This is a genomic window from Paenibacillus sp. MT124, assembly GCF_058792755.1.
In genome coordinates this window covers 6,203,347-6,224,608 of sequence record NZ_CM179500.1, presented here as the reverse complement: position 1 = coordinate 6,224,608, position 21,262 = coordinate 6,203,347, and the positions used below count along the sequence as shown (strand labels likewise).

19 protein-coding genes are annotated in these 21,262 nt (G+C 50.3%); 15 read left to right on the top strand and 4 right to left on the bottom strand.

Annotated features, from left to right (window positions below):
- Positions 1 to 123 precede the first annotated feature (123 nt).
- Both AC3RCI_RS28120 and AC3RCI_RS28115 read left to right on the top strand, forming a co-directional pair.
- On the top strand, positions 124 to 909 hold the full coding sequence (locus AC3RCI_RS28120; RefSeq protein WP_492527136.1) for an ABC transporter ATP-binding protein: 786 nt from the start codon (positions 124 to 126) through the stop codon (positions 907 to 909).
- Between the two features lies 1 nt (position 910).
- Positions 911 to 2,608, top strand: coding sequence for a hypothetical protein (locus AC3RCI_RS28115; protein ID WP_492527135.1), 1,698 nt, complete (start codon positions 911 to 913; stop codon positions 2,606 to 2,608).
- A 91-nt stretch (positions 2,609 to 2,699) separates the two neighbouring features.
- Here the strand turns inward: AC3RCI_RS28115 and AC3RCI_RS28110 are convergent, their stop codons facing one another.
- Positions 2,700 to 3,782, bottom strand: a complete 1,083-nt coding sequence (locus AC3RCI_RS28110; protein WP_492530039.1) for a Leu/Phe/Val dehydrogenase — start codon at positions 3,780 to 3,782, stop codon at positions 2,700 to 2,702.
- A 333-nt stretch (positions 3,783 to 4,115) separates the two neighbouring features.
- On the opposite strand from AC3RCI_RS28110, the gene AC3RCI_RS28105 reads away from it, so the two are divergent.
- Together AC3RCI_RS28105 and AC3RCI_RS28100 are read left to right on the top strand one after the other, a co-directional pair.
- Entirely contained in the window at positions 4,116 to 4,631 is a 516-nt protein-coding gene (locus AC3RCI_RS28105; protein WP_492527134.1) for a DUF2179 domain-containing protein, read from the top strand.
- A 294-nt stretch (positions 4,632 to 4,925) separates the two neighbouring features.
- Positions 4,926 to 6,353 carry a pectate lyase family protein gene (locus AC3RCI_RS28100; protein ID WP_492527133.1) on the top strand — a complete coding sequence of 476 codons (1,428 nt, stop codon included), beginning with the start codon at positions 4,926 to 4,928 and terminating at the stop codon, positions 6,351 to 6,353.
- Between the two features lie 137 nt (positions 6,354 to 6,490).
- On the opposite strand, the gene AC3RCI_RS28095 is transcribed toward AC3RCI_RS28100, so the two are convergent.
- From AC3RCI_RS28095 to AC3RCI_RS28085, 3 genes are all read right to left on the bottom strand, one after another.
- Positions 6,491 to 7,468 carry a substrate-binding domain-containing protein gene (locus tag AC3RCI_RS28095; protein WP_492527132.1) on the bottom strand — a complete coding sequence of 326 codons (978 nt, stop codon included), beginning with the start codon at positions 7,466 to 7,468 and terminating at the stop codon, positions 6,491 to 6,493.
- A gap of 238 nt (positions 7,469 to 7,706) precedes the next feature.
- Complete coding sequence (locus tag AC3RCI_RS28090) at positions 7,707 to 8,891, bottom strand: glycoside hydrolase family 130 protein (protein ID WP_154894564.1); 1,185 nt, start codon at positions 8,889 to 8,891, stop codon at positions 7,707 to 7,709.
- 2 nt (positions 8,892 to 8,893) lie between these two features.
- Positions 8,894 to 10,075 (bottom strand): AGE family epimerase/isomerase, encoded by a 1,182-nt coding sequence (locus AC3RCI_RS28085; RefSeq protein ID WP_492527131.1) that lies wholly within the window; start codon positions 10,073 to 10,075, stop codon positions 8,894 to 8,896.
- 221 nt (positions 10,076 to 10,296) lie between these two features.
- Between AC3RCI_RS28085 and AC3RCI_RS28080 the strand changes: the two genes are divergently transcribed.
- The 11 genes from AC3RCI_RS28080 to abc-f all read left to right on the top strand — a co-directional run bounded on the left by AC3RCI_RS28080 (position 10,297) and on the right by abc-f (position 21,076).
- A complete protein-coding gene (locus AC3RCI_RS28080) occupies positions 10,297 to 11,610 on the top strand; it encodes an ABC transporter substrate-binding protein (RefSeq protein ID WP_492527130.1) in 1,314 nt (437 codons plus the stop codon).
- 234 nt (positions 11,611 to 11,844) lie between these two features.
- The gene (locus AC3RCI_RS28075; RefSeq protein WP_095290862.1) at positions 11,845 to 12,732 is read left to right on the top strand and encodes a carbohydrate ABC transporter permease; all 888 of its coding nucleotides are present in this window, start codon (positions 11,845 to 11,847) and stop codon (positions 12,730 to 12,732) included.
- Positions 12,729 to 13,568, top strand: a complete 840-nt coding sequence (locus tag AC3RCI_RS28070; protein ID WP_227779688.1) for a carbohydrate ABC transporter permease — start codon at positions 12,729 to 12,731, stop codon at positions 13,566 to 13,568. Before AC3RCI_RS28075 ends, AC3RCI_RS28070 begins: the two co-directional genes overlap by 4 nt.
- Before the next feature lie 108 nt (positions 13,569 to 13,676).
- Positions 13,677 to 14,714 carry a glycoside hydrolase family 130 protein gene (locus tag AC3RCI_RS28065; RefSeq protein ID WP_492527129.1) on the top strand — a complete coding sequence of 346 codons (1,038 nt, stop codon included), beginning with the start codon at positions 13,677 to 13,679 and terminating at the stop codon, positions 14,712 to 14,714.
- Positions 14,715 to 14,759: 45 nt separating this feature from the next.
- On the top strand, positions 14,760 to 15,701 hold the full coding sequence (locus AC3RCI_RS28060) for a glycoside hydrolase family 113 (protein ID WP_492530037.1): 942 nt from the start codon (positions 14,760 to 14,762) through the stop codon (positions 15,699 to 15,701).
- Between the two features lie 233 nt (positions 15,702 to 15,934).
- On the top strand, positions 15,935 to 16,900 hold the full coding sequence (locus AC3RCI_RS28055) for a phosphotransferase family protein (protein ID WP_492527128.1): 966 nt from the start codon (positions 15,935 to 15,937) through the stop codon (positions 16,898 to 16,900).
- Between the two features lie 17 nt (positions 16,901 to 16,917).
- Complete coding sequence (locus AC3RCI_RS28050) at positions 16,918 to 17,916, top strand: glycosyltransferase (protein ID WP_492527127.1); 999 nt, start codon at positions 16,918 to 16,920, stop codon at positions 17,914 to 17,916.
- Between the two features lie 41 nt (positions 17,917 to 17,957).
- On the top strand, positions 17,958 to 18,242 hold the full coding sequence (locus tag AC3RCI_RS28045; RefSeq protein ID WP_154894573.1) for a YesK family protein: 285 nt from the start codon (positions 17,958 to 17,960) through the stop codon (positions 18,240 to 18,242).
- A gap of 56 nt (positions 18,243 to 18,298) precedes the next feature.
- Positions 18,299 to 18,769, top strand: coding sequence for a hypothetical protein (locus AC3RCI_RS28040; RefSeq protein WP_154894574.1), 471 nt, complete (start codon positions 18,299 to 18,301; stop codon positions 18,767 to 18,769).
- 122 nt (positions 18,770 to 18,891) lie between these two features.
- On the top strand, positions 18,892 to 19,053 hold the full coding sequence (locus AC3RCI_RS28035) for a hypothetical protein (RefSeq protein ID WP_176476091.1): 162 nt from the start codon (positions 18,892 to 18,894) through the stop codon (positions 19,051 to 19,053).
- Positions 19,054 to 19,150: 97 nt separating this feature from the next.
- Positions 19,151 to 21,076 carry a ribosomal protection-like ABC-F family protein gene (gene abc-f, locus AC3RCI_RS28030; RefSeq protein WP_492527126.1) on the top strand — a complete coding sequence of 642 codons (1,926 nt, stop codon included), beginning with the start codon at positions 19,151 to 19,153 and terminating at the stop codon, positions 21,074 to 21,076.
- Positions 21,077 to 21,262 lie beyond the last annotated feature (186 nt).

Genomic DNA, 21,262 nt, shown 5'->3' with positions numbered 1-21,262 from the left:
CTTTTCATCATAATCTTAGAGGTCTGTTGTTGATTATAATGTTCATTCCGGATCACAACATCCTAAACTGTGGTAAACTAGTAGAATTATAGAAATTGATAGAGACAGGAGCTGGATAACGAAGTGAACGAAGAACAAGTACTTTCCATTGAAGGCTTACGGATGCGTTATAACGGACGTTATGTCCTGAACGGAATTGATCTTGAGGTGAAGCGGGGAGAGATGATTGGGTACATTGGTCCGAATGGAGCCGGAAAAAGCACCACGGTCAAAATCCTGCTGGGACTGGTTGAAGGATATGTGGGCAAGGTCTGCATCTTTGGCAAGGATATCGCAGATGGTGATACGGAATATAAACGCAGAATCGGTTATGTACCTGAAATTGCAGAGCTGTATGAACAACTGACGCCAGCGGAATACCTGACGTTCATTGGGGAACTGTATGGCTTGTCTTATGCGGATGCTGATTACAAGGCTAAGCAGCTGATGGAGTGCTTCGGACTCGAGAAATCCTATCATTCCCGCATTGCTTCGTTCTCGAAGGGGATGCGCCAGAAGGTGCTGCTCATCTCAGCAATGCTGCATGATCCGGATCTGTTGTTTTTGGATGAACCGCTCAGTGGACTCGACGCCAACAGCGTAATGGTGGTCAAGGAGATTTTGTCGCAGCTGTCGGCCAAAGGGACAACCATCTTCTATTCCTCGCACATCATGGACGTGGTCGAGAAGATCAGCAGCCGGATCATCCTGATTGCGGAAGGAAGAGTGATGGCAGACGGGACATTCAGGCAGCTGCAGCAGCAGTCCATGGAAGGCACGCTTGAAGAGGTGTTTAACCAATTGACGGGCTTTAATGAGCATAAGGCGATTGCTGAACGCTTTGTATCGATTGTGCAGGAGGTGTATTGATATGGCGGAATCCTCCGAATTCCGTACGCTGAAGATCCTGGATCATTTTCGCCATATCATTACCAAGACAGGGGCGGATTATGATGTGCTGCGGCTCATTTTGCGGGTGAAATTTCAAATGGATCAGCGCAGGGTACTGACTGTATTGTCGGCGCGCAGCGGTAATAAGGAGCAGAAGGAAGGGAACTTGTACCTTCGATCCCTGTGGTTGTACGGATTGATGGGTTTGCTTCTGGTGCCATTTGTCGTCTGGGATACGGGTCATTATATGCTCCAGATGGGTCTGGTCAACGCGGTGCTGATGTTTATCATCATGACGTCCATGATCTCGGACTTTTCATCTGTGCTGCTGGATATCCGGGATCGGAATATTATTATGACCAAGCCGGTGAATGGCCGTACGGTTGGAATAGCCCGGGCCATCCATGCCGGAGTTTACTTGCTGCTGCTAACAGGTTCCCTGACGGCCGTACCGCTGGTTGCGGGCTTAATCACACATGGCATCGGGTTCTTCTTGTTATTCATCGCGGAACTCATTCTGATCAATATGTTCATTCTGGTCACTACATCTCTAGTTTACTTGTTCATGATGAAGTTTCTGGATGGAGAGAAGCTGAAAGACATGATCAACATGGTACAGATTTTGTTATCCGTTGGAATCGCTGTTGGATATCAGCTGGTTGCACGGTCATTCAGTATCATTGATTTTGACATGGTCTTCACGCCAGCCTGGTGGCAGCTCTTACTTCCTCCCGTGTGGTATGCAGCTGTATATGAATGGCTGTTCGGTGGTGGCGGGGATGTATGGCTGTATACCTTCAGCGCCCTGGCTGTTGTTGTTCCATTGATCAGTTTGGTTATCTATGTGAAGCTGATGCCATCCTTTGAACTGTATTTGGAGAAAATGGCCCATTCCGGATCGACCTCGGGGCGAAGAAAAGGGTTGTGGGATCGTACACTTGCCAGGGTATTCTGCCGTTCCGGGGAGGAGCAGGCCTGCTTCCGGTTGTCAGCAAGCATGATGCGAAGTGAACGGGAATTCAAGCTGAAGGTATATCCATCCATTGGATTATCCTTTGTTTTGCCTTACGTCTTCTGGTTCACCCAGCTGCAGTCATCCACGTGGGCGGAACTTAGAGAGAGCTCGTTCTTTTATACCCTGTACATCATGCTGATTCTCGTGGTTTCGGTAATCATCATGCTGAAGTATTCGGGCCAATACAAGGCATTCTGGACCTTCCGGGCTGCACCGATTGCGAATGAAAATGTGCTCTATAAGGGTGCACTGAAGGCATTTATGTGCAATATGTTCTTGCCTGTTTTTCTGCTGAATGCCATTGTATTTGCCTGGACATTCGGGCTGCGGATTCTGCCTGATCTGGCTGTGATCCTGCTGGTGGGTACGGCGCTGATTCCGTTAACAAGCAAGCTGTTATTGCGCAAGCCGCCGTTCTCTCTATCCTTTAGTATTGCCCAGCAGAGTGATGGCTGGTTTGTATTCGCGGCTTTTCCGGTGATTGCCTTGCTATGGGGGACCCATGTTTTCTTTCGTACGCTGCCAGGAGGCATCTGGATCTTCGGTGGAGTTCTGATCGTGGCTAATGTGCTGCTCTGGAGCATGTTATACCGGGTCAAGCGGGTGAATGTTCAGGTTTCAAGTGAGTGGGGAGCAGGCAAGGAACAGAACAATCCACGATAGTACACCATAAGAATGAAGGCCAACCCGTTCATCTGAACCAGTTGGCCTTTTGCCTTTGAAGATCATTCGGTAAAGAAAGAACAAGGGGAATTCATGGCTGAGCAAGTCGGGCCTCAGCCATCCGGTCTGCGGCATCAGCAGTGGAGATGCTTGATGCTGCAGCTAGTTGGTAGACCTGGGTGAGTGTATCCGCGATTTCCGCCACCCGCTGGCGGATCTGGTCCGGCCCTTCACCCTCCAGCTCGTAGGCGGTGCTGATGATGCCGCCTGCGTTAAGCACATAGTCAGGCGCGTACAGAATGCCCCGCGCCTGCATGCGGCGAACAACCGGCTCCCGCTCGCTGAGCTGGTTGTTCGCCGCCCCGGCAACGATGGAGCAGCGCAGCTCCTCCGCCGTTGCCGGGGTCAACACGCCCCCCAGTGCACAGGGGGCGAACACCTTGCAGTCAGCGGCGTGAATATGGGCCGGATCGGCCGGGGTAGTGCCGCTGAACTGTACAAGGGCACGTTGTACACGTTCCGGTACAACGTCTGCCACAATGAGCCGTGCCCCGGCTGCATGCAGGTGGCGGCACAGGGCATGCCCAACCTTGCCCAGTCCCTGGACGGCAACGGGAATGCCCTGAAGAGAAGTGACCCCCTGATGCTGCAGCGAGGTCACAATGCCTGTATACACCCCGTAGGCAGTCATCTCGGCGGTGAAGTCATTTTGTGCCCCCAGTGACCCGGTCGTATCGGTCACATAGGTGGTCTCCAATCGGATCTGGTCCATGTCCGCTGCCGTAGTCCCCAGATCAAGGCCTGTAACATAGCGTCCATTCAGCCGTTCCAGGAAACGTCCCAGCGAGCGGAAGATATGCGCACGTTGTGTGACACTCAGGTTCAAGCTGTTATTGCCTGATGGCTCCAATCCCGATACTTGCTCTGCCGCCGGCAGCTCCCAGACCACGGCTTTTCCGCCGCCATACGGCAGATTGGAAACGGCATTCTTGTAGGTCATGCCTTTGGACAGCTTGATCGCATCGCGTATGGCCTCTTCCTCCGAAGCATACGCCCAGTAGCGGCATCCTCCCAGCGCCGGCCCGAGCACGGTGCTGTGGATGGCAATGACAGCCTTTAGCCCACTTTGCGGATCATGACAAAATATGAGTTCTTCCAGGCCTTCACGCTCCATCTCCTGCCATAGCTGCATGGCCCTTCCCCCTTATGTCACCTTGTACCCATCTTGTCGTCTGAGCATTTGCTCTCCATTTATTGACCCTTCATTCTATTCACAAAAACCTGGTTTCGCCCCTGGGTCTTCGGCCGGGTTGATAATCGGGACAAACGGTTCTATAATGGCAATTCCAGTGTATCATTCGACAGGAAAGAACCGAGATTTGCATTTAACGGTTTAAAAAGCTCGCATAACGTCCAATGATGGAGATATGGAGAAACGTACAGGAAACAGACCGAAGCTCGTAGCGCGGGTCCAACCGGTGTGCGTGCCAGGAAAGAGGGATTGCCATTGCTTAAAATATTGTTGTTTATCTTCTTGATCCAAATCGTCTATGTGTCGGCCTATACACTGCGGATGATTCTGACGCTCAAAGGACAGAAATATATCGCTGCGCTCATCAGCATGGGCGAGATCGTCATTTATGTGCTGGGGCTGAATCTGGTTCTCCAGTACTTGAAGCAACCATCCGCACTGATCGTTTATGCCGTGGGCTACGGCCTGGGTGTATTGCTGGGTGCCTGGATCGAGGAGAAAATTGCGCTCGGTTACGTTACGGTTAAAGTGATCTGTAATCAGATGGGCGGGAACGTAGCCAATGCTCTGAGGGATAAAGGTTATGGTGTTACCGCATGGGTGGGCAGTGGACGTGACGGAGATCGTTTGGTCATGGAAATTCTGGCAAAAAGGAAAAATCAGAAATTGCTCTACCAGACCATTCTGGAACTGGATCCGAAGGCATTTGTTATTACCGTAGAACCGAAGCAGTTCCATGGCGGATTTTGGACACGCTCGATCAAAAAATAGGATAAGACAGGCATGCCGTGCTGCAGGCCTGTTTTTTTTGTGAGCAGTTTTGGTTTCTTAGCTTTTTCCTTACCCCTGAAAAAAATTCCTTAGAAGTTAATTGCGTACGATTGGTGGTTGCCTAGAGTGCACTTCATGCAGCATCCATGCAGCTCCGACAACGGTTATCACGAAACTAAAATAGGGATTATTGTTGTAATCGCTTCCAGGATGTACATTGTGGACATGTTCTTCATGACATGTGCTGGCAGCAGTGGAGGAACATATCATTATAATTCAGGGAGGAATGGTTTGATGAAAAGCAAGATTCGAACATGGTGCAGTGCCGCACTGGCTCTTACGTTAGGGCTGACCCTACTGTCTGGCCCAGCAAGTGTACAGGCAGCAGGAAACACAGATTACAATCTTACAGGTTTCTCCCAAGGGAACACGGGCGGGGGATTCATCAGCGAATCGGATACGTCCAAGTATAAAAAGGTCTATAATGCGGCGGATCTGGCTGCGGCGCTAAAAAAGAACTCCGGTGTCAAAGTCGTCGAGATCATGAACGACCTGAATCTGGGGTGGAACGAAATTCCGAGCGCCGCCCAGACTTCCCCTTTTGCGAAGCATAATGATGCACTGATTCACCCGGTACTGAAACAGACGGGCATCAGCAAACTGACGATCGACAGCTTCAATGGCCTGACCATTTTCTCCGCTAACGGGGCTAAGATCAAACATGCAGCCATCAGCGTCAAACGCAGCTCCAATGTTATCATTCGTAACCTTGAATTTGACGAGTTATGGGAATGGGATGAAGCAACCAAGGGCGATTATGACAAAAACGACTGGGATTATATCACCCTTGAAGAGAACAGTAACGTGTGGATTGACCACTGCACATTCAATAAAGCCTACGACGGGCTTGTTGATTCGAAAAAGGGAACCAGTGGTGTGACTATTTCCTGGTCTCTCTTCAAAGGGGATGACGGCAGCGCGAACAGCTGGGTTACCCAGCAAATCAACGAATTGGAGGCGAACAAGGCTTCCTATCCAATGTACAACTACCTGCGGAGCAGTGCGGTTGGACTCAGCAAAGCCGATATCATTGCCATTTCGTCCCCTCAGAAAAAAGGGCATTTGGTCGGCTCAACGAGCTTCGAATCAGCGAATGCCAACCTGTCCATAACCCTGCACCATAACCTGTACAAGGACATTCAGGATCGCATGCCACGCCTGCGTGGAGGGAACGCACATGCCTACAATATCGTGATGGATGCGACAGGAGCGCGTGCGGCCAAATCCAAAATCACGTCGGCGATGGCTTCAGCGATCTCGTCCAAAGGCTATCATTTTGATATCATCAGCAACGGGGCCATCTCCACAGAGAGCGGAGCGGTGCTGGTGGAGAAATCGGTGATCCAGGACGTACAGTTCCCTGTCCGCAATAACCAGACGGATCCGGCCGATGCCGCGTATACAGGAAAGATTCGGGTGACGGATACGATGTATTCGCTGGATGGAAGCTCATTCCGCGGCAGTAGTGATACTTCAGGCAGTCCGCTCAGCCCGGTACCGGCTGCAGTGAAGAGCTCCTCCTGGAACGGATTTTCGTCCCTTCCTTACAGCTACACTACGGATGATCCGGCGACGCTGAATGCCCGACTAACGGGATCAAGTGGAGCGGGTGCAGGCAAATTAATCTGGTCCAAAGACAACTGGCTGAAGACGAGCTACTAGATAACCCAATGCAGCAGGTAATGAGATGTGGGACTGAGCGGTGGGGGGATGTCAACCGCTCCACCGCTTATAAACAAAGAGTGCTCCTGCAGCCACCATGGCCGGGAGCACTCTTTTTAAGTCACAGGATTCCTTAGTTAAACCAATCCATCATCCTGAGAGGCAGGTGCAGCACTCACGGAATCACGATAAATGATGTTGCCCTTCACGTGTACGCGGCCGAAGCTGCGACTTGGGTTATCAATCTTTTTGAGCATGGATTGAACTGCCGTGCGTGCCATCTGTTCCACGTCAACTTCAACCGTAGTTAATTGGGGATCGGAGAGGGTCGCATAGATATCATTATCGAACCCAACCACGGAGCATTGTGCGGGCACCTGTATCCCCAGGGAGGTCAGTTTCTGAACGAGTAAATGAGCGACCTGATCGCAGTTGCATACAAAAGCCGTTGGCAGCTGCTCTGGCAGATCGATCTCAATGAACGTACCTCGCTCATCACGGTCGTTAAGCACAAGCTCCTGATTCATCGGCAACCGATGCTCAAGCAAGGATTTATAATATCCAAGGAATCGATCCTGAATGCTGCTTGTAGAGTACAGATTCCCGACATATGCAATCCGGCGGTGTCCCTGCTGGATCAGAACGTTGGTCAGCTCGTACGCAGCGTAAAAGTTATCGGTAACGACCGAATCGATATCCGAGTGCTCATCGTAGAAATCGAGAAACATTTTGGGAACGTCCATCGATTGCACCAGTTCAATATACTCTTTGCTGATCTGCCCAAGCACAATGAAACCATCCACTTTGCTATCGCTGTATAGTTTGGGCAGTGTTAAATCTTCTTCGTCCTGACCATTCAGAATGTGCAGAATACCATAATATCCTTGGTCCTCCAAATGCTTGGTGATGCGCTGGAATACACGTACGTAGAACGATTGGGTAGGACCGGTAAAACGCTCCGGGATAATAACGCCTATATTATGAGTCAAGCCTTCCTTCATCGAGCGGGCTGCGGCATTATACCGGTAGCCCATCTGGACGGCAAGTACTTTGATTTTTTCCTTCAATTCGCCACTGACGCCATCTTTGTCATTTAATGCTTTCGAGACCGTCACACTGCTAACTCCGAGCTTGTCGGCGATATCCCGCATGGTGATATTGTTCTTCAGCTTTGGTCGCCTCCTTCAAGCCGGTTTAAGTACAATGTGCAGCCATTATGATTAGCGCTTACTTAACCATAATAACCATCCATATTAGTATACATCGTTACCCACATGGAATAAAGGCATTCTGGCCAGGCTAGCGCTAATTTTTCAGCATGCTGCACTTTGCGGTCGAAGGCTGCTCTTCACATTAAACCAGTTGTTTTTGTAGGAGCTCTTCATTCCGCTGGATCAGGTCACCACGCTGACTGGCACAATCCAGGGAACGATACGGATCGGCCGGTGTATTGAAGGTGTAATCGACCAGTTGATCAAGCGTTGTAGTGGCCACATGACAGCGGGTATCGCTGGATGCGTAATAGATGAAGACCTTGCCTTGTTCATTGACCACTGCACCGTTGCAGAAAATAACATTGGATACATCGCCTACGCGCTCGTCGTCATAAGGTGCAATGAAATGCCCGCTCGGCTTGGCGATGATTCGTGCCGGATCATTCAGATCCGTGGCGAATGTGTACAGTACATAACGCAGACCTGCCGCCGTGTTGCGTACCCCGTGCGCAATGTGAATCCAACCGCGATCTGTCTTAAGCGGGGCAGGTCCCTGGCCGTTTTTCACTTCGTATACCGTATGATATTTGCGCTCATCGATAATGGTTTCTTTGGCAATGACCGGATTCAGAATATCATCGCATAGACCGAAGGCGATCCCGCCACCGCTGCCGGTGGAGATGAATCCGTCCTGTGGGCGGGTGTAAAACGCATATTTGCCATCTACAAACTCCGGGTGCAGAACCACATTCCGCTGTTGTGGTGAGCTTGTCGTAATGTTGGGCAGGCGCTCCCAGCTAACCAGATCGCGTGTGCGCACAAGACCTGCCTGCGCCACTGCGCTGGACGTATCAAATGCCGGAGCTTCCGGGTCTTTGCGTTCGGAGCAGTAGATACCGTAAATCCAGCCATCTTCATGCTTAACAAGTCTCATATCATACTGGTTGGTCTCATCAGCATCGATGTCTTCCCACACTAATGGCTTGCCCGTGAAGCGGAACCCGTCGATGCCGTTGTCGCTCTCAGCCAAAGCAAAGATCGATTTGCGGTCCAATCCCTCGGTTCGAATGACCATCACGTATTTGCCATTGAAGTAGATGGCCCCCGGATTAAGCGTAGCGTTAATGCCCAGACGCTCCATGAAATGGGGGTTAGTCGTTTCGTCCAGATCGAATCTCCAGTGGAGTGGCACATGGTGGCGAGTAATCACCGGATAACGATACCGATCATATACACCGTTGTAGAATGTAGGATCGATCTCATTTTGGCGTGTAAGCAGCTGCTCCTGTTGCTCCAATAACTCCTTGTATTTGGGGTGTATCATCGTTATCCCATCCTCTCGATTAGTTCAATACAAAACCTGCTATTGTGATACGGGCATTTCCATGGTCCTGCAATTTCACTCTGATCCGGAACGCCGTCCCCGTCCACCGACCAGTACCACTCCCCGCCAGCACGGTGATCGATAATATGTTCCTTCGTATATGTCCACAAGCGGTTCACTCTCTCCAGAAACATAGGGTCGCCTGTACGCTGATAGGCGTTATAGAAGCCGACCATCGCCTCTGCCTGCACCCACCATATCCGTTTCTCATCCACATGAGTTCCCTCTTGTTCGTTCATAAGAGAGCCGTCGGCCTGTACGGCCACATTGGAGATGTTATAAGCAATATCCGTCACCATCGCGGAGTACTCCGGGTGTTGATCCAGCCCCAGCACTCTCAACGTGTCGTCAATTAGCCAGCTGGCTTCAATGTCATGCCCGAAGGATTTCAGATCAATGATGGATTCCCATGCCTTGTTGAAAAATACCCCGAGAAACTTCGTGTTCTTGTCGTACACCCGTTCGTACAAGATGCCGAGCAGGCGTTCCAGTGCCGCTCTCACCTGCTGATCCGGCCAAACTCGGTAGAGGGTGGTGTAGGCCTCCAGCACATGGATATGTGTATTCATCGTGTAATCCGCAATCACGCCGTTCTCGCTCAGCATTTCATTCGGCTGTTCATTCCAGAAGCGGTCGAATTGTTCCTTATACGCAGGTAATTCTGCATTCAGGCCTTTATCCTCAATCAGAGCAAAAAGCGTTTTTGCAAGTTCCAAAGCAGATGCATCCCCAGTAGCACGGTAGTACTCGCTCAGTGAATACACCCCGAAGGATTGCGTATACACATGTTTACTTGGATCGAGTGGTGCCCCTTCGGCATCTACCATCCAATACATGCCACCATATTCCCTATCAAGGATATGGCCCGCAAGAAAACGATAGGCGTGTTCTGCGTGATTGCGCCAGACTTCATTTCCGGTCACCCGGTAAGCTGCTGCAAAAGACCACAGCTGTCGTGCTGTAGCGATGCCGCCTTTGGGAGCGAGAGGGTCAACCTGAAGATCATTGCCGACCCACCCGTAGAATCCGCCGTGGTTATGGTCTTTGAGGGCAGACCAGAAGGGCAAAATATGTCCTTCCCAGTGTTCTTTTATTTCAGTCCGGATGTCACTGCTGTTCGTCATAAGTAAGCGCCCCTTCGAATTACAGGATCAAGTTTATTTAAGTTATCGGTAACTTTATTTAATAATATTAGATTCGGATATAGGCATTGTCAACGAATCGTTTGAGAAAAACTTTTGTTAAGTAATAAATAATTTAATTGACAGGTAAGCGTTACCATAATAAAATCCATTTTGTAACCTTAACGATAACTTAAATTAACTTAGCAAAGGGGTCGAATCAATTGAAGAAAAACAAAGGCTGGATGCTTCTGCTTACGATGCTGCTCATTACTTCTCTACTCGCAGCTTGCTCTTCCGGAGGCGAATCTTCACAGGCTGGGGAGGATATCAGCACAGATCCTGCGGATATCCAGGGTGAAATTACCGTTTTGACACAGCGTACGGATATTGTTGATACCGTATTCAAGGATTACGCAGCAGCATTTAACAAGGAGTATCCGGATGTCAAAGTTAACTTTCAGGCACTGGCCGATTACGAGGGCCAAGTGAAAATCCGGATGAGTACCAAAGACTACGGTGACGTGCTGATGATTCCGACCAGCGTACCTATCGCAGATATCCCGGACTTTTTTGAACCGCTTGGCACGTATGAGGAGTTGAAAGACAAGTACACAGGGATTGAAGAACGTATGGTCGATGGACAGGTATATGGTATCCCTACAGTTATCACGTTCTCTGGAATTATCTATAACAAACAGGTATTCAAGGATGCCGGTATTACGGAAGTGCCAAAAACGCCTGAGCAGTTTCAGGCAGCCCTCAAACTTGTGAAAGACAACACGGATGCAATTCCTCTGTACACCAACTATGCGTCCGGTTGGGCTTTGACGCAGTGGGAATCCGATCTGGCGACGGTTGCAGGCAGTGTGGACTACGTTAACATTGATCAGCCGAACACGGATGAGAACTTTGTGGCTGGTAAGCCGCATTATGAATTGTACAAAGTGCTCTATGATGCAGCCAAGAATGGCCTGATCGAGAAGGATCCAACCACAACCGATTGGGAAAGCTCCAAGGCTGACCTTGCAAATGGCAAAATTGCAACGATGGCGCTGGGATCATGGGCGATTACGCAAATCCAGGGCTTGACGGATACACCGGATAATATTGGATTCTTGCCATTCCCTACAAATGCAAGTGATGTAGTCGTTCCGCTCGCTGCAGACTATAACATCGGCATGAACGTGAATAGCGAGAACAAGCCTGCTGCGAAAGCGTGGATTGACTGGTTCCTCGCGAAATCAAACTATGCGGTTGAGCAAGGCGGAGGCATGAGTGCAGACAAAAGTGCGGAGCTGCCACCCATTTTGGATCAATACAAGGACGTTACATTCTCCACATTAACCCCTGCCAAAGAAGGACAGGAAGGCCTGGTAGATAAAATCGACAATGAAGGCGAGATCGGCCTCTGGCAGCCAGACTTCAAGAAACGCATTATCGAAGCAGCCATCGGTAACCGCAGCGAATCGTATGATGACATCATGAAGGACCTGAATGACAAATGGGTGAAAGCGCGGGCAGAACTCACGAAGTAAGCAGTTTGCAGCAGATGCAACGTTGTCACTGCAATACGTACGTCTGACCAACCGTTGACATACAGCGAGGCATTGCACACGGACTGAAGGAAGAAGGGTTTCCCTTTTTCATCAAGGCATTTTGCATCTGAATGCATGATGTGAAATGCCATCTTCAGTAGTGGTTTTATCAGCGTAATTGGGCGGGAGTCTTTCGATATAAAAGCGGCAGAACCGCTTGGAGGTGTGGAGAGCATGAAATACTTAAAGATTTCGAATTGGGGTTATTCAGCGCAGCGCATATTTATCATCTGTGCCTTCTCAATTATTCCGTTGGCACTACTGTTCACGTTTGCCTATTTGCCTGTCATTAACATGTTCAAATACAGCTTCACCGACTGGAACGGATACAGCAAAAGATTCGACTATGTTGGGTTTGAGAACTACACGCGGATATTCAGTGACCCTGAATATTTTAAAGTGTTTATTGTCAGTCTCTACTATTTTGCTGCCACGTTCATACAGATGGGCCTGGCCCTTTACTTTGCAACAATCCTGAGTTTCAAAATTCGAGGCAAAAACTTTTTCAAAGGGATATTATTCTTTCCCTATCTGCTGAATGGCGTAGCGATCGGATTTATCTTCCTCTTTTTCTTCAAACCGGACGGTACCCTCGATACCCTCATGCAGGCTGTTGGACTTGGGCAGTATACCCAGCTCTGGCTGGGGAATCCGAACATTATTAACGTGTCACTCGCAGGCGCATCCGTATGGAGATACATGGGCTTCAACTTCATCATCTTCCTCGGTGCGATCTCTTCCATACAAAAGGATGTTTATGAAGCTTCGGATATTGACGGGGCCAATCGCTGGCAGCAGTTCCGCCATATTATCCTGCCGAGCATTACGCGTATCCTGCAGCTCAACCTGATCTTGGCGATTAGCGGCGCAATCAGTGCGTTCGATATTCCATACATTATGACCGACGGCTCCAACGGAAGTGAGACCTTTGTCATCCAGACGGTCCACTTGGCGTTTAAGTACGGCAAGCTGGGCTTGGCATCGGCCATGGCCGTTGTGCTGCTGTTCATCGTCATTCTCGTTACGCTCGTTCAGCGTGTCACCATGAAAGGGGAGGAATGAACGTGCATCAACTCAAATATACCCTTGCGAGCCTATTCAAATATGCCTCACTTATTCTTGCCGCGTTCATTGCGCTTGTACCCATCGTTGTGGTGCTGTTTGCATCGCTTAAGACCAACGCCGAATATGCCACGAGCAGTCCGCTTGCCCCACCAGCCAACTGGCTGAACTTTGCGAACTATACCAAGGCTTTTGTGGACGGCAACATGCTGGTCGGTTTCAAAAATACGATTATTATCCTGATTATTTCCATCGTGGGTGCGACTTTAACGGGCTCCATGATCGCTTACGTGCTGGATCGTTTCAAGTTTAAAGGTAAAAAAATCATGGTTGCCGCGTTCCTGCTCGCTACCCTGATCCCCAGTGTTACGACACAGGTCGCCACATTCCAGATTATTAACGCCCTGGATCTGTTCAACACCCGCTGGGCAGCCATTGTGATGTACTTGGGGACAGATATCATCGCGGTGTATATTTTCCTCCAGTTCCTGGGTTCCATCTCCAATGCACTGGATGAATCCGCCATGCTGGATGGGGCCTCCTACTTCACGATCTACTGGAAAATCATCTTGCCCCTGCTGAAACCGGCGATTGTTACGGTCATTATCGTAAAAGGGGTCAACATCTACAACGATTTCTACACGCCGTTTCTGTATATGCCCAAGACAGATCTGCAGGTGATATCCACGGCCCTGTTCAAATTCAAGGGGCCATTCGGTTCCCAGTGGGAGGTCATCAGCGCCGGCATCATGATTGCCATTATTCCAACGATGATCATCTTCCTGCTGTTACAGAAGTACATCTACAACGGCTTCGCCCAAGGCTCTGTGAAATAAGATGCGAAGCTTGTATGAAATGGATATGAAACATGCCCAGGAACGGAGAGGGAAGTTAGAGCCTGGAGAAACATAGTCGCCTTTATCACCGAAGGGAGAAATGAAACGATGACAGTAGTTGATGCAAAAAACGTACACATTGTTGGAGATGCCTTGCCTCACATGCCTTGGGAGGATAAACCGGAGGGAACAGAAGGGCCGGTCTGGAGACATTCAGCCAATCCGGTCGTGCCGCGTAACCCGGTCAAGGGGGTTGCCCGCATTTTCAACAGTGCCGTTGTTCCTTATGAAGGGAAGTTCATTGGTGTGTTCCGCGCCGAAACGATTAATGGCCGTCCGCACCTGCATATGGGTTCGAGTGAAGATGGTCTTTCATGGACCATTGAAGAGAAACGCATTCCTTTTGTGGATGAGAATGGCGATCCCTTCATGCCGAACTATGCGTACGATCCACGTCTGGTGAAGGTAGAAGACACGTATTATATCATCTGGTGTACAGATTTCTACGGTGCAGCGCTGGGCTTGGCCAAAACGGATGATTTCAAAACATTCGTGCGCCTCGAAAACCCGATGCTGCCGTTCAATCGCAATGGCGTGTTGTTTCCGCGCAAAATCAATGATAACTATGTCATGCTGTCCAGACCGAGTGACAGCGGCCACACGCCGTTCGGCGACATTTTTCTGAGTGAAAGTCCTAATCTTGTTTACTGGGGCAAGCATCGCCATGTCATGAGCAAGGGCGGACAGGGATGGTGGCAATCGGTCAAGATTGGCGGCGGTCCTGCTCCGATTGAAACATCTGAAGGCTGGCTGATGTTCTACCACGGCGTCACCGGAACATGCAACGGATTTGTATACAGCATGGGTGCAGTCATTCTGGATCTGGATGAGCCATCGAAAGTAAAATATCGTTCCTCCAATTTCGTGCTGACGCCTGAGAAATGGTATGAGGAGCAAGGCTTTGTGGACAATGTCATCTTCCCATGCGCCACACTGCATGATGCGGAGACAGGACGAATCGCCATTTATTATGGAGCTGCGGATACGTATGTTGGCGTGGCGTATACCACCGTGGAAGAGATCGTAAATTACGTCATCGAGACGGACGAAGTCATCGCCGGAGACCGTGAGGAAGGCAAGCTGTAATTGAACATTTCTATAGATTGAAAGGGGTTCTACAAGGCAATGCATATGGAGTACATTAAGGGGTTTACATTTGGCTGGATGAGCGGCAGAGGGGAATTCTGTAAACCCGAAGCCAAAGAGTCCCTGCGCCTGATGGCTGAACGCACGGGCAGTTCACATGTCATCTTTGCGCTGGCGGCACTCCAGGATCACCCGCAGGCGGTGGAAGTGAAGTATCGGGGAGAGCATATGGTGGAGGATGACGAATTGCTGGACATGATTCGTTACGCTCGCACCCTCGGGCTATGCGTGATTTTGAAACCAACCGTTAATTGCACCGATGGCACGTGGCGTGCGCACATTAACTTTTTTGATATTGATGTGCCGTGTGAGCCGAAGTGGAAGGACTGGTTCCGCAGTTATACCGCTTATCAGAAGCACTATGCAGCCATTGCGGAGCAGGAGAAATGCGAGATGTTTATCATTGGCTGCGAGATGGTACAGTCCGAACGTCGAAGCGCGGAATGGCGCGAGGTGATTGCGGCTGTACGTGAAGTGTACTCCGGACTTGTGTCATACAATACGGACAAGTATCAGGAAGGTCATGTGACATGGTGGGATGCAGTGGATGTGATCTCATCGAGCGGATATTATCCCATCGGAGACTGGGAAGCGCAGCTGGACCGTATTGAACAGGAGATTGCACCTTACAAGAAACCCTTTTTCTTCGCTGAAGCAGGCTGTCCCAGCCGCAGTGGATCAGCCCAGGTGCCGAATGACTGGGGCCTAGAAGGTGCGGTCAGTGCGGAGGAACAGGAGCGTTTCTACGAGGCGATGTTCAGGCATGCCAGCCAGCGGGAATGGGTGCGAGGATTCGGTCTATGGGACTGGAGTGCGAGCCTGTATCAGGAAAAGAATGCCCTGACCGATGATGGTTACGGCGTGTATGGTAAACCGGCGGAGCGTGTTATTCGTCGTTTCTATGAAAGGTTGTCGGTCGAAGTTTAGCATCTCTGGCTATAGGAATTCCGAACTGCGACATTAATGATGAAGCAGAGCGAGCAATGACGAAGAAGACGGCGTACATGCAGATAATCTTGGATTATCCTCATGTGCGTCTTTTTTTGTTTTCCTTGGGCGAGAGTACTTCGTTTCACGCTTGCGGGCATGTGCGCAGCAACGTATGATGGATAGAACATATCAATGAGCAGGTAAGGAAAGACGAATGGACGGTGTTGATCATGAACAAACATGCACATGGCTGGGTTACGGCTGATGGGACCCTGAATGAACAGGCTATAACCAGCCGGGAGCAGCTCTACAAGGGGATGAATGGTAGATATGTGGAGCGATTTATGGTTCACACCGGAGAGAGTTACATTTTCAAACCACTCACGAATCTGGGACAGCATGGGCGTGAACGGTGGATATCCATGCATGTACTGTCCTTACTGCCTTCCATTTATCCGAGGCTAATAGACACCTCTGACGAAGCCATTGCTCCGGAACAGAGCTGGCTGATCTACGAGGACCTGGGGCCGCTTGTGCATGATTTGCAGGAAGGTGCGATGCTGTCCGCAGCTGTACATATGGCGGAATGGCACACGCTCTGGGTACCCCAATGGGACGAGCTGCCGCGTGTGGGCCAGAAGCCGTCCATTGGCAACATGCTGCAGGAACTCTGGGATGCCCAGGAATCAACGGATGAATTGCTGTCCAAGCTGGGAATGACGCTCTCTGCACCTGCTTGGGACGAGATCAGGGCGCTTATCCAAGCAGCTGACCAAGAACTTCCGATTGTCCTGTGTCACGGAGACCTGCATCCCGGCAATATGGCCGATGTGAATGGCAGACTTGTCATTATCGATTGGGAACATGCTCATCTGAATACGCCCCTCTGGGATGTATATCATCTGGTGGATCTGTCTCATCCGCTGTTTCCGAGACATGTTACACCACAGCTTCGGGAGCGGATCATTCAGACGTATCTGAACGAGCTGGAGCAGCGCGGGCAGCGGGTCGAAAGAATTTCTTTTCGAAGATGGTATGCCGCGTATGCCATTGTATTCTCGCTCTGGATGCTGCGCTTGATCGATTCGGATCTGCAGAAGGAAGACTGCGTGTGGCCGGAGGAGCAGCTACGCAATCAATGGAATGAGACGGCAACCACGCTGGAACAGTGCATGAACCAGCTATTTACCGAATAGACATGAGGGGGCAGAACATGCGTAAAGTAGGACTCGTTATGCGGAAAATTCAATTCACCGAGGCGCAGGGACCGCGCGTATTCGCTGATCGGCTGAAGCAGATCGGTCTGGAGCTTGGGGTAGATATTGTGTTTATATCGCCGGAGCGCCATGTGAGCGGGTATGACTGGCTGCCCGGTTATGAACACGAGAAGGGAGATCTGGTGAACTACGATATCGTGCTTGACCAGATATATCGCCAAAATATAGAGCATGTCATCTACACGGTATCCGGGTTTACGTTTTTGAAGATGTTTTTGCCCAAAAGTGTACTGTTTCCGCACAGCTTCCCTGACCCGGCACTGACGGGGTATGAGATGATGAAGCCATTCTATAGCATGGTGGATAAAGCCATTGTGCAGACGGAGTTTTTGAAAACAGAACTCGGACGCAACTTCGGCGTACATGATGTGAGCGTCATTCCGATCGGCTTCAATGAGGAACTGGCACACCGCCATTATGACCCAAGTCAGGTCGTGCACAACCGCGTGCTCTGGATCGGCCGGGATGAAGCGAATCGTCGCCCGGATCTGGTGCTGGAATATGCCCGGCAGAATCCGGACAAGGAAGTGTACATGGTATTTGGGGGACGGCGTTATGAGGAGAGCATGAAGAAGTACGACATACCGGACAATGTGAAACTTCAGTTTGCATTGACCCAGGATGAAGTCTTTACTCTGATGAACTCTGCCAAGGTGTATTGGAGCTGCTCTGCGTTTGATACGTTTGCGATGCCCCTGACGGAAGCGATGGCTATGGGCAAAATGATCGTGAAGCCTGAGCATGCATGCTACGGCCATATTCGTTCTACACATGCCTTTGCAGGCAATGAGGATAACTGGTTTGAGCTGTTGAATATGGCAGCTGCTGCACCGCGCAATGTATCGGAGGACAACCGGGAGTATGCGTTTGGAGCCTTTTCGCGCACAATTATGAAGGAAGGGTACCGGAACTTTTTTGCAGACTGGTTGAAGTAGGGGACTGCGGTATTAATATCCGATCGTAAGGAGAGGATTTTGTGGATATCGTTATTCTGTGGACGGTTGGCATGTGGTTGGTGCAGCTGCTGATAGAATGGATCGTGTATCGGATGCAGGGGCGCAGAATGACATGGATTCAGTCGATCCTGCCGTGTCTGACGCTGCTTGGCGGGGCTATTGTCATCATGATCAGCATCGATATTGGTGGATGGAACGGTATCGGATATGCACTGCTTGGTGCAGCTCTGGGTACATCGGGCTTATTGACGTTGATTACGGTCGCCATTACGGCTCTGGTGCTGCAGCGTCGGAGAAGGAAATGATCAGGTCTTGGGGGAAGGAGCCACAGACTTGATGAAATAACTGAAAGGAAAACATAATGAACAGCCTAATGATGAAACACTGGTCTGCTGAACAACGTGAGTTACCCGGAATGAATTGCATTGCTTTTGCAAATGGAGACGTCATCATCTTAAATATCAGCAAATATTACAACCCTAACAATAATGAGCGCACAATCTCCTGTACTCCCCTGTGTGATACAACCATCGAGAGCATTGATAAATATAACGATGATTATTGGACCGCAGTTGATGCTTGGACAAGTATGGACTATCAGGGTGGAAAAATCTATGGCGGGGATGGCCAAATGGGGAATGAAGGCTTCATTGCCTGCACAGACGCAAACGACAGTTTGATCTGGGGTATTTTTTTGGATGAAACCAATCCCATAAAAAAATTAAGTGTTAGAGGTAAAACGTTGATTGCCATTAATGAACATGAAGACATGCGTATTGAAATAAATTTGGATTCCCTAGCAGATATTAAGATGACCTATCTTAGGTCATAACTGTAGCTGTCTGAGGGTGACGTCTGCAAAAGGGACGAGGATGCTAGGCGCATGACATGGTTGCAGAGATGCAATCGTCTGTGATATATTGGCATTAATTATGATAAGGGAGGTGAAGACAGGTGAATCACGAGATGCTTAACAACCGTATTAGCCAGCTGCCAATTGCTATGGCTGGCATTGTTCACACTTTTCGCGACAACGGGAGAAGTCTGTCCAATTTTGAATATACGGAAGTTAACCATTGCGAGAAGATGCCTGCCTTGACCTCATTCGGACGATAAGCGATTAAGCTTGAATTCTGAAGGGCCGCGGAGCTAACCTCTGCGGCTCTTTTTGTGTTGCGGTCAGGATCTTCCATACCATAGGAGGAACCTTATTATGATGATCATTAGCGCGCAACAACTGACTCAATATCACGGAGCACATCTGGTGCTGGACGGCATTACTTTTGAGATTATGGAGGGGGACAAAGTCGCCCTCATCGGCCGCAACGGAAGCGGCAAAACGACACTGATGCGCCTGATGGCCCGGCTGAATCAGCCGGACGAAGGGCAATTAATGATCAAAAAAGATACAAGGATCGGCTATGTAGCGCAGGTGCCGGAAGGACTGGATGATTATACGGTACTGGATGTGCTGGCTCTGGGATTCAAAGCGCTTATGGAGTGCCGCAGCCGCATGAAGGAAATGGAGCAGCAGATGTCTGATCCGGACTATGCAGCAGATCCAGACCAATTGGAACGCTTGTTGAAACGATATGCCGCACTGCAGGAGCAGTTTGAACGTGAGGGCGGGTATGAGATGGACGCACGGATTGATCAGGTGGCGGACGGGCTGGATATTGCCAAAGCACACTATGGCTGGAGGTTCGGTTCCCTCTCCGGAGGAGAGCAGACCCGCGTCGTACTTGCTTCGCAGCTAATCGTCCGTCCAGATCTGCTGCTGCTGGATGAGCCGACCAATCACCTTGATCTGGAGCGGGTGGAATGGCTGGAAGGCTATCTGCGGGAGTACACAGGCACGATCGTGCTGATCTCCCATGACCGTTATTTTCTGGACCGGGTGGTGACCCGAACACTTGAGCTGGAAGATGGCGAAGCGCAAACGTCAGCAGGCGGTTATACGGAATACATGAAGGTGAAGGAACAACGGCTTCTGCAGCAATTTGAGGAGTTCAAGGAGCAGCAGAAGGTCATGAAGAAAATGAAGGAAACGATCCGTCAGTTGGAGGAATGGGGACGCATTGGCGGGAACGAGAAGTTCTTCCGGCGGGCCGCTTCGATGCGGAAGGCGCTGGAGCGGATGGAGCAGGTGAAGCGGCCTGTGCTGGAGCGGCGCAATGCAGATTTCGATGTGCGGCCTACAGACCGCACGGGCCGCCGCGTGGCGGTGATTGATCAGGTGGAGAAGGCTTACGGAGAACGTCCGATCCTGCGCGGCGTTTCAGCGCTGCTGGAGTTCGGAGACAAGGTTGCCCTGATTGGCCGTAATGGCTCAGGCAAGACCACATTGTTCAAGCTGCTTCTGGGAGAAGAGCAGGCTACTTCCGGTCAGCTTGAATGGGGAGCAAGGGTGGATGTTGGCTATCTGGCACAGCAGGAGGAGCCTTCCAATCCGAAGCTGAGCGTGCTTGAACATTTCCGCCTGGAGGCAGGTGTGGAAGAAGGCGAAGCACGTGGCATTCTGGCAAGGTATCTGTTCTATGGGGCAGATGTATTCCGCTCGGTTGGGCAGTTATCTGGCGGGGAGTGGACCCGTCTACGGTTATCCCTGCTGGTGCATCGCAAGCCGAATGTACTGCTGCTGGATGAACCAACGAACCACCTGGACATTGCTTCAAGAGAAGCACTGGAAGAATCCTTGGTTGACTTTGAAGGCACGGTGCTTGCCATCTCTCATGATCGCTACTTCGTGAACCGTATGGCTTCACGTGTCTGGGAGCTGGAGAATGGCGAGATGACCACCTATCTCGGGGATTATGAAGCCTATCGGGAGAAAAAGCTTGAACTACAAATCCGAGCAGGTGAAGCGGCCCAGCATGCCGTTCCGATTCCGGCTCTTCCTCGTGAGCGTGCCGAATCTAAGGAACAACGTAATTCTCGCCAAGGAGAGAACGGAGCGGGGAAACGACAGTCGGCCGAGCAGCTGGAACAGAGGCTGGCTCGTCTGGAGGCACAGATTCAGGAGCTCGACCACCAGCTTGAAATGCAGGCAAGCTCTGCTGAGCTGGAACAGCTGTGGAATGAGCGTGAGCAGCTGTCGGGTGAATACAACCAGTTATTGGCCCAATGGGCTGAATTGTGATCGTTCGTCAAAGCAAGGACGAACATGAAAGGTCGGAGAAGGTCTCCGGCCTTTTTGTTTTCCGGATGGTGAATACAGTCATCCTGCACTGTAATAGGCTTCAAAAGGTGCATTGCGAATGTCCTTATTTACATGTCACAGGGAATAGTGTAACTTTTTCCCTTCTCATACGTTAAATACGTTTGT